The organism is Halomonas sp. DP1Y21-3 (assembly GCF_019801245.1).
GTDB lineage: Bacteria > Pseudomonadota > Gammaproteobacteria > Pseudomonadales > Halomonadaceae > Halomonas > Halomonas litopenaei.
Genome location: NZ_JAHVJM010000006.1, coordinates 18,598 through 31,067, shown reverse-complemented (window position 1 = coordinate 31,067; position 12,470 = coordinate 18,598). Strand labels below are relative to the sequence as shown.

At 65.4% G+C, this 12,470-nt stretch carries 11 protein-coding genes; 10 read left to right on the top strand and 1 reads right to left on the bottom strand.

What is annotated here, in order from left to right:
• Positions 1-124 precede the first annotated feature (124 nt).
• The 8 genes from KUV74_RS16715 (at position 125) to KUV74_RS16680 (ending at position 8,688) form a co-directional block, all read left to right on the top strand.
• Positions 125-1,579: a Na+/H+ antiporter NhaC family protein gene (locus KUV74_RS16715; protein WP_222516908.1), complete on the top strand. Its 1,455-nt coding sequence runs from the start codon at positions 125-127 to the stop codon at positions 1,577-1,579.
• Between the two features lie 238 nt (positions 1,580-1,817).
• Positions 1,818-3,479, top strand: coding sequence for a gamma-glutamyltransferase family protein (locus KUV74_RS16710; protein WP_261395530.1), 1,662 nt, complete (start codon positions 1,818-1,820; stop codon positions 3,477-3,479).
• Between the two features lie 3 nt (positions 3,480-3,482).
• Positions 3,483-4,049, top strand: a complete 567-nt coding sequence (locus KUV74_RS16705) for a chromate transporter (RefSeq protein ID WP_222516907.1) — start codon at positions 3,483-3,485, stop codon at positions 4,047-4,049.
• A complete protein-coding gene (locus KUV74_RS16700; protein WP_045993337.1) occupies positions 4,049-4,579 on the top strand; it encodes a chromate transporter in 531 nt (176 codons plus the stop codon). The genes KUV74_RS16705 and KUV74_RS16700 overlap by 1 nt, the downstream gene beginning before the upstream one ends.
• A 127-nt stretch (positions 4,580-4,706) precedes the next feature.
• Positions 4,707-5,708, top strand: a complete 1,002-nt coding sequence (locus tag KUV74_RS16695) for a Bug family tripartite tricarboxylate transporter substrate binding protein (RefSeq protein ID WP_222516906.1) — start codon at positions 4,707-4,709, stop codon at positions 5,706-5,708.
• Complete coding sequence (locus KUV74_RS16690; RefSeq protein WP_052704387.1) at positions 5,705-6,238, top strand: tripartite tricarboxylate transporter TctB family protein; 534 nt, start codon at positions 5,705-5,707, stop codon at positions 6,236-6,238. The genes KUV74_RS16695 and KUV74_RS16690 overlap by 4 nt, the downstream gene beginning before the upstream one ends.
• Positions 6,239-6,268: 30 nt before the next feature.
• Entirely contained in the window at positions 6,269-7,768 is a 1,500-nt protein-coding gene (locus KUV74_RS16685) for a tripartite tricarboxylate transporter permease (RefSeq protein ID WP_249743023.1), read from the top strand.
• A 110-nt stretch (positions 7,769-7,878) separates the two neighbouring features.
• Positions 7,879-8,688 carry a transporter substrate-binding domain-containing protein gene (locus tag KUV74_RS16680; RefSeq protein ID WP_124804274.1) on the top strand — a complete coding sequence of 270 codons (810 nt, stop codon included), beginning with the start codon at positions 7,879-7,881 and terminating at the stop codon, positions 8,686-8,688.
• A 126-nt stretch (positions 8,689-8,814) separates the two neighbouring features.
• Here the strand turns inward: KUV74_RS16680 and KUV74_RS16675 are convergent, their stop codons facing one another.
• Positions 8,815-9,753 carry an oxidoreductase gene (locus KUV74_RS16675; RefSeq protein WP_222516905.1) on the bottom strand — a complete coding sequence of 313 codons (939 nt, stop codon included), beginning with the start codon at positions 9,751-9,753 and terminating at the stop codon, positions 8,815-8,817.
• 407 nt (positions 9,754-10,160) lie between these two features.
• On the opposite strand from KUV74_RS16675, the gene KUV74_RS16670 reads away from it, so the two are divergent.
• Positions 10,161-11,108 carry an alpha/beta fold hydrolase gene (locus tag KUV74_RS16670; RefSeq protein WP_222516904.1) on the top strand — a complete coding sequence of 316 codons (948 nt, stop codon included), beginning with the start codon at positions 10,161-10,163 and terminating at the stop codon, positions 11,106-11,108.
• 279 nt (positions 11,109-11,387) lie between these two features.
• Entirely contained in the window at positions 11,388-12,359 is a 972-nt protein-coding gene (gene cysK / locus KUV74_RS16665) for a cysteine synthase A (RefSeq protein ID WP_222516903.1), read from the top strand.
• Positions 12,360-12,470: the final 111 nt, after the last annotated feature.

Sequence of the window (12,470 nt, the reverse complement as noted above, 5' to 3'; positions counted from 1 at the left end):
TATCTCTGACAAAACAGGCCCTGGCACAGAATGCCCTGACACAGAAAGCCCTGACACAGAAAGCCCTGACCCAACAGGGCGGAGCCTGTCCCCTTCACCACAACAACAGCCTCGGAACACGCCCATGTCCCAAGACGCTTCCCCTTCGACAGCGCCCGCTGTCTCGCTGTCTGGTTCTCGCCATCTGATTCTGCTCATCGCCGCCATCGGCAGTCTGCTGGTCGGCATCATGGGCCTTGGCATTCCCACCGCGGTGGCGCTGATCGTCGCCGGCGCCATCGCCATGACGCTATGCCTTGCCTGGGGTATCGCCTGGTCCCGTCTGGAAAGTGATCTGCTCAAGGGCATCCAGGCCATGCTGGTACCCATCCTGATCCTGATGAGCGTCGGCATGATGGTGGGGGTATGGATGCTCTCCGGCACCATTCCTGCCATGGTCACCCTGGGCCTCGAGTCGCTGACGCCGGGGCTCTTTCTGGTCGTCGCCTGCCTGTCATGCTCGCTGATGTCGGTCATGGCCGGGACCTCCTGGGGCACCCTCAGCACCATCGGCGTGGCGCTGATGGGGGTCGCGCAGGGACTCGGCATTCCCCCGGCCTACGCCGCTGGCGCCATCGTCACCGGCACCTTCTTCGGCGACAAGCTGTCGCCGCTGTCGGATACCACGGTGATGGCCTCGGCGGTATGCGAGGTCAATATCATCACCCACATCCGCCATATGCTGTATTCGACCCTGCCGGCCTACCTGATCGCCCTGGCGGTCTACGCCTGGCTCGGCAGCGACGTCGCCACCTCCGGGGCGACCCTCGCCGGTGACGGCATGTCGACCCAGACCCAGGCGATCATCGACACCCTGGCCGCCACCTTCAGCGACAATCTGCTGACCCTGTTGCCGCCCCTGGTGGTGTTCGGCTGCATCCTGGCCAAGAAGCCGGTGCTGCCAGCCTTCATGCTCGGCATCGTCAGCGCGGCGCTGATCGCGGTGGTACTCCAGGGCGCGAGCCTTTCCGAGATCGGTTCCGCCATGAACGCAGGCTTCGTCGCCGATACCGGGGTCGCCATGGTCGACAAGATGCTGTCCCGGGGTGGCCTGCAGGGCATGATGTCCACCGTGGCGGTGCTGATCGCCGCCGCCGTGTTGGGGGCCCCGTTCAAGAGTGCCGGCACCCTGGACGCTGCCATCGCCTACCTGGCCCAACGCCACGCCGGCCGGCGCCAGGTGCTCGGTGGCTCCATGGCGCTGCATAGCCTGGCCTTTCTGCTGACCGGCAGCTACTACGTGACCTTCTCGCTGCTTGGCCCGCTGCTGCGCCCGCTGGTCGCCAGCAGTGGCAGTCCGACCAGGAACCTGTCACGTATCCTCGAGGACACCGGCACAACCCTGTCGCCGCTGGTGCCCTGGGGCGTCACCGGCGCCTTCACCGCCGCTACCCTGGGGGTCGCCACCGCCGACTTCTTCGTCTACGCCATCCTCTGCTACGGCGCCATCGCCTTCTCGTTGCTCTATGTACTCACCGGCCTGACCCTGGGTCATGGCAGCGACGAGCGCCAGCCGGCCGGCTCCGCCTCCGGGGCCTGATATTCCGCCAGGGCCTGCGTCACCGCTGGATCGCGGCCACGATGAACATCACACCCGCCATCATACTCGGGGCCCGCCTTGCCGGGCCCCGAACCGTTGGATCGCTCTTCAGGGGATTGACGGCCTTTCGAGGGCGCGGCATAGTCGGGTCATAAAATCGATTTTTAACACCAATAACGATTGACCCGATCCAGCTTGGATCAGCGACCTCGAGTCAGCCACCTTGAAGAGAGACGCCATGTCTTCCCAGCGCGCGAACCCCAGCTCCCTGTCCACTCCCGACCCCGATGCCACGCCCTACCCGTCCCGGCGCAGCCCGACCTATTCTCGCGATGGCATGGTGGCGGCGTCCCAGCCCCAGGCCGCGCAGATCGGCCGCGATATGCTCGCCCGCGGCGGCAACGCGGTGGACGCCGCCATCGCCACCGCCGCCGCGCTGACGGTGGTCGAGCCCACCGGCTGCGGCATCGGCGGCGATGCCTTCGCGCTGGTGTGGATCGCCAACGACGATCAGGGCAACGGCGAGCTGCACGGGCTCAACGCCAGCGGCGTGGCGCCCCAGGCGCTGAACCGGGAAGCGCTGGTCGAGGCCGGCCACGACAAGGTCCCGCTCTACGGCTGGACCCCGGTGACGGTGCCTGGTACGCCATCCGCCTGGGCCGAACTGTCGCGCCGCTTCGGCAAGCTGGACTTCAAGACCCTGCTCGAACCCGCCATTCGCCTGGCCCGCGACGGTTTTCCGGTGTCACCGGTCATCGCCAGCCTGTGGCAGCGCGACACCGCGACCTTCCACAAGCACCTCGAAGGCGAAGCCACCCAGCCCTGGTTCGACACCTTTACCTTCGATGGCCGCGCTCCCGACGCCGGTGAGTGGTTTCGCAATGAAGACCAGGCCAGGACCCTGGAGGCCATCGCCGAGAGTCAGGCGGAGAGCTTCTACCGGGGCGAGCTGGCCGAGGCCATCGACGCCTTCTCGCGTCGCACCGGCGGCTATCTGCGCAAGGACGACCTGGCGGCCTATCAGCCCGAGTGGGTCACCCCGATCTCGGCCCGCTACCGCGACGTCGACGTCTGGGAAATCCCGCCCAATGGCCAGGGCCTGGTGGCGCTGATGGCGCTGCGCCTGCTCGATGGCTATCCGGCGTCCCACCGCGACGACCCGGAACTGCTGCATCGTCAGCTCGAGGCGATGAAGCTCGCCTACACCGACGGCAAGACCCATATCAGCGAGCCACAGGCCATGACCTACACGGTCGAGGAGCTGTTGTCCGACGCCTACACCGAGGCCCGTCGCGAGCTGATCCAGGACGCGGCCATCGACCCGCAGCCGGGCAAGCCCAGGGCCGGTGGCACCGTCTATCTGGCCACTGCTGATGCGGACGGCAACATGGTGTCCTTCATCCAGAGCAACTATCACGGCTTCGGTTCCGGCATCGTGGTGCCGGAAACCGGCATCGCCTTGCAGAACCGCGGTCACGACTTCAGCCTCGACGAGAGCCACGACAATGTGCTCAAGCCCGGCAAGAAGACCTTCCACACCATCATCCCGGGCTTCTTGACCCGAAACGGCAAGGCGTTGGGGCCCTTTGGCGTGATGGGTGGCTTCATGCAGCCCCAGGGCCACGTCCAGGTGGTGATGAACCTGGTCGACTTCGGCCTCAACCCCCAGTCGGCGCTGGACGCACCGCGCTGGCAGTGGATGGGCGGTCGCACCATCGGTATCGAGCACGGCTATCCGGCACCGCTGGTACGTGCCATGGCGGCCCGTGGTCATCGCATGCAGGTGGATACCGACAGCCGCAGCTACGGCCGTGGCCAGGTGATCCTGCGTGACCCCGAGACCGGCATCTACTGTGGCGGCACCGAGCCCCGCACCGACGCCACCATCGCGGTGCTCTGACCCATGAGCGTACAAGCTTCGCTATTTGCCGCCTTCTTTCGCATCGGCATCTTCGGCTTCGGCGGCGGTCCGTCGATGATTCCGCTGGTCCACCAGGAGGTGGTCAAGCGCCACGCCTGGATGGACGACGACGCCTTCGCCGATGTCCTGGCCATCGGCAATACCCTGCCGGGGCCCATCGCCACCAAGATGGCCGGCTACATCGGCTATCGGGTCGGCGGGGTGTTCGGCGCCATCAATGCGGTGGTGGCGGTGATCGTGCCGGTAATCTTCGCCATGATCGCGCTGCTCGGCCTTTACAGTCGCTACGGCGACCAACGCTGGGTGCAGGGCATGGGGCTGGGCGTGGTGCCGGTGGTGATGGTGATGATGGCCCAGCTGACCTTCGACTTCTTCCAGAAGTCCCGGGCCGGGCTCGGCGTGGTCGCCACCCTGATCATGGGAGTGGCCGCCGGAGGCCTGATCTATGGTCTTGGCGTACACCCAGGGCTGATCATAGGCGCCATTCTGATCGCCGCTCTGCTCAGGCCCGAGAAGCCCCGCAACGCCCCTGAAGGAGGTCGCTCCTGATGATCTACTGGCAGCTGTTTCTGGCCTTTTTCATCCCCAATATCGTCGGCTACGGCGGTGGGCCCGCGATCATTCCGCTGATCGAGAACGAGGTGGTCGGCACCTACGGCTGGATGACCCATCAGGGTTTCGCCGAGACGCTGGCGCTGGGCAATGCCCTGCCGAGCCCCATCGCCACCAAGATGGCCGGCTATATCGGCTACGAAGTGGCCGGCGCCGGCGGCGCCATGGTGGCGGTGCTGGCCACCGTCGGTCCCTCGCTGCTGTTGATGCTGGCGGCCCTGGGCACCCTCTATCGCTACCGCGACTCGATCAAGGTCAAGTCCATGAGCCAGTGGGTCCGTCCTGTCGTCATGGTGCTGATGGCCTACCTGACCGTCAGCTTCCTCAAGGAGGGCATGGCGACCTCGGGCCTGGTGCACACCCTGATCATCGCCGCTGTGGCGGCACTGCTGCTGCTCAAGACCCGCGTACACCCGGCCCTGGTGGTGTGCTTCGGGCTCGGCTACGGCGCCCTGCTGCTGGGCTGAGAGACGACACGACACCACCGATCCATCCACAACAACGACGCGTGACCTTCGATCCACCCATAACAATCAACCCGACCACCCAATCCAACAATCACTGACAAAAGCCCTCAACGCACAGGACAATCCCATGACCCTGCACCGTACCCCGTCAAAGATCGCTCTTTCCCGCCGCTCTTGCACCCGGACCGCGCTGGCCCTGGTGGTCTCTGCCTCCGCCCTGGCCGCCGCCAGTGTGGCCGTGGCCCAGGACGCCTACCCTGACAAGCCGGTGGAATTCATCGTGCCCTGGTCGCCGGGTGGCGGCAGCGACACCCTGATGCGCCTGGTCGCCAACCACGCCGAATCCCAGCTTGGTCAGCCGATCCCCGTGATCAACATGCCCGGGGTCAGCGGCACCACTGGCCTCAAGGAACTGTCCCGGCGTGACGCCGACGGCTACACCATCGGTCAGGTCCACGAAGGTCTGATGGTGGCCCACCACACCGGCCTGACTCCGCTCAACTACGATGACTTCGAACCGGTGGCCGGCGTCACCCAGTCGCCCCAGTACCTGACGGTTCCTGCCGGCGCGCCCTACACCACCTTCGAGGAGTTCGTCGAGTACGCCAAGGCCAATCCGGGTGAGGTCCGCTTCGGCGTGACCCTGGGCGGCGTGCCGCATATCCACGCCGCCATGATTGAAGAAGCCGAAGACCTGCAATTCCGCTACGTCGGCTTCGAGGGCACCGGCTCGCGCATCCGCGCCCTGGTCGGCGGCCACATCGACGCCGCCATCGGCGACATCTCCTCAAGCGGCGAGTTCGTCAAGAACGGTGACCTGCGATTCCTGGCGGTGGGCAGCGAGGAGCGCCAGCCCGAAGCGCCGGACGTACCGACCTTCACCGAGCTCGGCCATCCTGAGCTCAAGCTGAACATCATTCGCGGCATTCTGGCACCCAAGGGCACCCCGGAAGAACGCATCGACACCCTGGCCGAGGCCTTCGAGGCCATGAGCCAGGACGAGGCCTTCGCCCAGTCGGTACACAACGCCGGCGCCAGTGTGGTGTTCGAAGGCCCCGAGGCGTTCGCCGAGTACCTCGAGACCAGCAACGCCACCATCGAGCGTCTGTCAGGGAAGCTTGCACGATGAGCCAGAGCACCACCGACCGCTCCCCTTCCGGGGAGCGGCACGCCCCGGGCCGGGGTGGTCCCCTGGCCCATGTGCTGTTGAACATCGCCCTGGCGGCGCTGTTCACCGCGCTCTTTGTCAGGGCCCAGGCGCTGCCATCGTCGATGTGGGAACCACTGGGTTCGGGCAGCTTCCCGCGGCTGGTACTGGCGGCGCTGGTGGCATTGAACCTGGCCATCGCCTTCAAGGAGGCGCGTGCCTTCCTGCGCCAGAGCGCCGGTGAGCGCGGCCAGGTCGGCGCCTGGATCTGGCGTCACCGGCTGGCCTTCGCTGTGCTGGCGCTGTTTGCGGTGTACATCATCGCCCTGCCCTGGCTGGGTTTCAGCCTGGCCTCGCTGGCCTTCCTGCTGGCGGGTCAATGGCTTCTGGGCGCGCGCTCGCTCAAGGCCCTGGCCATCGCTGTGGTGGTCGCCCTGGTGTTCTCGCTCGGGGTCGACACCCTGTTCCGCGACGTCTTCGTCATCAGCCTGCCCCGCGGCCTGTTCGGCTGAGGCGGCAACGACTCCTCGAGGAAATTGCTCATGATGGATGCGCTGCTGTCCGGCATGGACCAACTGTTTACGCTCTCGACCATGATCGCCATGCTGCTGGGTGTCATCGCCGGTGTCATCGCCTCGGCGATTCCTGGCTTCACCATCACCATGGCCATCGTGCTGACACTGCCGCTGACCTTCACCATGGACCCGCTGCAGGGCGTGGCCACCATGCTGGCGGTCTATGTCGGCGGTTATACCGGCGGCCTGATCTCCGCCGCGCTGCTCGGCATCCCCGGCACGCCGTCGTCGGTGGCGACCACCTTCGACGCCTTCCCGATGGCGCGCAAGGGCGAGCCTGGCCGCGCCCTGGCGCTGGGTATCTGGGCCTCCTTCTTCGGCGCGCTGGTCAGCGTGGTGGTGTTGATCATCGCCGCCCCACCGCTGGCACTGATCGCCGTCAAGCTGGGCGCCTGGGAGTACTTCTCGCTGATCATCTTCGCCATGACGGTGGTCGCAAGCCTGGTCGGCAAGTCCATGCTCAAGGGCCTGATGACCGGCCTGCTGGGACTGTTCATTGCCACCGTCGGCTCCGACCCGATGATGGGAGTGGCACGCTTCACCTTCGACTCGGACCTGCTCGCCAACGGCTTCCCCTTCCTGGTGGTGCTGATCGGTATCTTCGCCGTCAGCCAGCTGCTGTCCGAGGTGGAAGACGCCGAGGGCGTCAAGCACGGCAAGGCGCTGATGCCCGACGACGTCAACTTCAACCCCATGGCGGCGCTGAAGGAAACCTTAAGCTATCCGGTCAACCTGGTGCGTTCTTCACTGGTCGGGGTGTTCATCGGTGCGGTGCCCGGCGCCGGCGGCAGCATCGCCAACCTGCTGGCCTATGACCAGGCCAAGCGCGCCTCGAAGACCCCGGAGGCCTTCGGCACCGGGACGCCGGAAGGGGTGATCGCCTCGGAGTCCGGCAACTCGGCCACCTCCGGTGGCGGCCTGATTCCGATGATCGCCCTCGGTATCCCAGGCAGCGCGGTGGACGCGGTGCTGATGGCCTCGCTGATGGTCCATGGCATCGGCGTCGGTCCGCGCCTGATCATGGATCACGGTGATCTGGTCTACGGCATGTTCATGGCGATGCTAGTGGCCGCGCTGATGGTGCTGGTGGTGTGTCTGTTCAGCATGCGCTGGTTTCTGCGCGTCACCGAGGTGCCCAAGTCGATCATCGTGCCGGTGGTCCTGGTGTGCTGCGTGATCGGTGCCTTCGCGCTGAACAACCGGGTCACCGACGTCTACCTGCTGCTCGGCGTGGGCGTCTTCGGCTATGTGCTCAGCAAGCTGGACTACCCGCTGGCACCGCTGGTACTGGGCGTGATTCTCGGCCCCATCGCCGAGACCAACCTGCGCCGCGCGCTGATGTCCGACGAGAATTGGATGCTGTTCTTCACCCGTCCTATCTCGCTGGGCCTGCTGTTGCTGGCGGCACTGTCGATCGTGCTGGCGGTACGTCACCACCGTCGCGCCAAGCGCCTGCAGGCGGCCTGACGGCCTGGGTGCAACTCACCCGACAGACCCTCGGCGGGGCCCTGCTGGCCCCGTCGACGGTCACCATAACGATAACCCCTCCCCCTTCTTCCCTGACGATAAGGTTCCCCATGCGCTCTTTCTCCCAGCGTCTGCTGTCCCCCCTGGCCATCGCCTGCGCGACGATGCTGACGATGCCCGCCGCCTTCGCCGACGAGGCTCGCCAGGTGCGTATCGCCGTCGATGTGCCTTATCCACCGTTCGAATACCGCGATGCCAACGGCGAACTCGCGGGCTTCGAGATCGATCTGGGCAACGAGTTGTGCAAACGCGCCGAACTGGACTGCGAGTGGATCGTCCAGGGCTGGGACGGCATCATCCCCGGCCTGCTGGCACGCAAGTACGACGCCATCCTGTCGTCGATGCGCATCACCGAAGCGCGTGAACGCCAGGTTCGCTTCAGCGAGCCCTACGCCATGTCGCCCAAGGTCTGGGTGGCCCGTCGCGGCGAGGCCGTCGACCCAGAAGACCTGGCAAGCCTCGAGGGCATGACCGTCGGCGTCCAGCGCGGTACCACCCAGGACACCTACATCACCGGGCGCTATCGCGACACCCTCGATATCCGTCGCTACGCCACCGCCGACGAGGTCGCCCTCGACATGGAAAGCGGGCGTCTGGACCTGGCCTTCATCAACTACCCGGTGGCCATCGAGGCGCTGGATATCAAGGCCGAGGATGGCGACTTCACCCAGGTCGGCGAGCGTATCAATTCGCCAGAATCGATCTTCGGGCGCGGCAACGCCATCGCCGTGCGCCCCCGCGATGAAGCCCTGGCCGAGACCTTCAACCAGGCTCTAAACGAGGTCTACGCCGACGGCACCTTCCAGCGACTGATGGAGCAGTACTTCGACTACGATCTGCGCCCCGCCAGCCGCCTGTAACCGGCATGGCAATCACAAGGGCCCGCCTGAGCATGGCGGGCCCTTGTCGTTTCCTTCGTGGTTTCCCTTGTAGCTTCCCTCGATGCTTCCCTTGATGCTTTCCACGTTGTTCTGACCGGCGTCGGCTCAGCTTTCCGCCTCACCCCGCTGTTCGCCGTCGCGTGGATTACCGCTTTCGTTGCTGTTTTCCGGGCCGCTGTCAGGGCCGGCCTCGTCTCCGTCGACACTAGCACCGCAGCCGTTGTCGTCACTCGCTTTGCGGGCATAGCGTGCCAGCAACCACCTGACGCCTCTCTCCCACGCCCAGGTGGGTAAAAGCCAGTGCAGGAAGATCAATATCCTGGCGTCCCGAGGCCGCGCGTAGCGTCGACGCGGGCGACTGGCGGTCAGGGCATGGACCACCGCCTCGGCGATCATCTCGGGGGTGCCGGCCCGGGAGTGATCGGCGAGGATGGCGGCCATGCCACGCTTGATCCGCGCATAGGGCGCCTCGGGAGGGTTCTCGCACAAGGGCTTGCGGGCAATCGCCGCCCATTCGCTGCGAATCACCCCGGGCTGGATCAGGCTGACGGACAGGCCAAAGGGGCGCGTCTCGACCCTCAGGGCATCACTCAGCGCTTCCAACGCGTACTTGGTGGCGTGGTACCAGCCACCCACCGGAAACCAGATACGGCCGGCCATGGAGCCAATATTGACGATGCGACCGCGCCGTCGACGTCGCATGCCGGGCAAGACCTCCCGAGTCAACGCCATCAGCCCGAACACGTTGACCTCGAACTGACGCCTGGCCTCCTCGATCGGGACTTCCTCCAGCACGCCATAGCTGCCGTAGCCTGCGTTGTTGACCAACCCATCGAGCTCGACGCCGTCGCGCTCGATACGTGTCAGCACCGCGGCCATGCTGTCGGCGTCGGTGATATCCAGCGACAGCACCCGGGCGCCCTTGTCAGCCAGGTGGCTCATGCGCTCGACCCGACGAGCGCCTGCGTAGACGATAAACCCCTGCTCGAGCAGCGCGGTGACGATCGCCTCGCCGATCCCTGACGACGCCCCTGTCACCAGCACGCACCTTTCAGTCCCTTGATGGTTCAACGGCCAAGCTCCCTATTTCATGGATTCGGTTACCACGCTAGCGCGTTTGAATTCGAAGATGGCACTCACCTTTCGAGGTAGGTGCTCGATCTTGCGCTCTTTTTGCCCCGACCATGGTGAAGAGGCACAGGCCTCGGAGAGAAGGCACAGACTCGAGCTTTCATCACGTTATGCTCAAACATGCTTGGACAATCCAGGGGGGCTTCTTATCGGGTAACGCTGATCTAGAGTATGAAGTGCCTTTGAAGCGACTGGCCTCGGCCCTCGGCCGGCCACCGTCTCCCATGTCAGCACCGCCGTTGACACTCGTGCCTGCGCCACCGCCATCACGACCGTGTTCATCGGCGCCAGCGCTATCGATAACCGTCCCAGGAGCCGCCATGCCCATCCGCACGATCAACGCCCTTGCCCTGTCGCTCGCCCTTGCCATCACACCGCTTGCCGTCACACCACTTGCGGCCTTTGCCGACGAGATGCCCGGCCGTCAGTTTGCTGATGTAGGAGACTTTCGCGTCGCCTATCGCGAATGGGGCGAGCCTGGTGACCCGGCGGTCATGCTGATCCATGGCATTCCGCTCAACAGCGTGCTGTTCTCCCGGGTGGGCCCGCTGCTGGCGGAACAGGGCTATCACGTCTTCGCGCCCGGCCAACTCGGGCTCAGCTACACCGACGGCCCCATGGATGCCGACCACTCGCTCAAGGGCCAGGCCGAAATCATGACCGACTTCGCCAATCAGGTGATGCCCGGCCCCTACATCCTGTTCGGCCACGACCTGGGAGGCGGCATCGCCCAGATCATGGTGACCGATCCCGAGCTCAAGGAGCAGAACCAGGTCCGCAAGATCGTGATCGGCAACTCCGCCGTGCTCGACATGTGGCCGGTCCCTGAGGCCAACGCCGCCATCGCCAAGGCCAAGTCCGCCGAGGCCAGCCAGATCTTCAGTGCCGACAACGTCCGCGAGATCGTCAAGAACTTCGCCTCGGCAGGTCTCATGCAGCCGGAGGAGACCCTGACCGACGAGATCCTCGAGGACCTCTACGGCAACTATGCCGAGAACGAGTCGACCCGCAACCATTTCATCGAGTACCTCAAGGCCATGGATAACCGCCTCACCCTTGAGGCCTCACCTCAGATGGTGATGTGGAACAAGCCTGCGATGCTGCTGTGGGGCGTGCATGACCCCTTCCAGCCGCCCTACGTCTCCGGCGTGGCGCTGGCCCGCATCATGCCCCACGCCACCTGGGAATATCTGGACGCCAGCCACTTCTATCCGCTGGAGCGCCCACAGGAGGTGGTCGACGCCTTCGTTGCGTGGGACCAGCAGTAGGAGGTTCCGCCCTTGTCAGCGCTGCTCGCCGGGAGACCCGACCTTGGGTCCTGAACGGCGACGGCGTTCACCATGCAAATCACGCGCCCGCTTGATGCGGGCGCGTGCTGTTTCGCCAGCCGCTTTAATTCCTCTGGCGGTAAGCGAGCCCTCGCTCTCTCGTGGCGGGCGCCAACCTGAGGCATAGTGGACGCTCGATAGATTTCTTTCGCATCCATCATTTGCCCCTGGTCGACTCGCCTGTACTGGCTACCCGGGGCCCTGCAACGGAGGTCAGACATGGCTCGCATCCACGACGACAATGCCCAGGCAATCGGCAACACCCCGCTGGTGAGGCTGAACCGGGTCAATGAAGGCGCCACGATCTGGGCCAAGGTCGAGGGGCGCAATCCGGCCTACAGCGTCAAGTGCCGGATCGGTGCGGCGATGATCTGGGATGCCGAGGAACGCGGCGTGCTCAAGCCGGGCATGACCATCATCGAGCCCACCAGCGGCAATACCGGCATCGCCCTGGCCTTCGTTGCCGCCGCCAAGGGCTACCCGCTGACCCTGACCATGCCGGCCTCCATGAGCCTGGAGCGGCGCAAGGTACTGAAGGCCCTGGGCGCCGAGCTGGTGCTGACCGAGCCGGCCAAGGGCATGCCCGGCGCCATCGCCAAGGCCGAAGAGATGGCCAAGTCCGATCCGTCGACCTACTTCCTGCCCCAGCAGTTCTCCAACCCGGCCAACCCGCGCATCCACGAGACCACCACCGGTCCCGAGATCTGGAACGATACCGACGGCGAGGTCGATGTCTTCGTAGCGGGCGTCGGCACCGGGGGCACCCTGACCGGGGTCTCGCGCTACATCAAGAAGACCCAGGGCAAGGCGATCACCACCGTGGCGGTAGAGCCCACCGACTCCCCCATCCTGACCCAGGCCAGGGAAGGCAAGGAACTCAAGCCCGCTCCCCACAAGATCCAGGGTATCGGTGCCGGCTTCGTGCCGGACAATCTGGACATGGATCTGGTCGATCGCGTCGAGACGGTCACCAACGAGGACGCCATGGCCATGGCCCATCGACTGATGCGTGAGGAAGGCATCCTCTGCGGCATTTCCTGCGGGGCAGCGGTCGAGGCTGCGGTGCGTGTCAGCAAGCTGCCCGAGTTCGCCGGCAAGAATATCGTGGTGGTACTGCCAGACAGCGCTGAGCGCTATTTGAGCTCGGCGCTGTTCGCCGACCTGTTCACCGAGCAGGAACTCAACCAGTAACGTCGCCCAGACGGTCAACAGGCGAGCCGGCCCGTGCCGGCTCGCCTGTCATTTCGATCCCGCCTTTCATCGCTGCCGCTGGAGAGGCGAGTCGCGCAGCCTCCCGCGGCA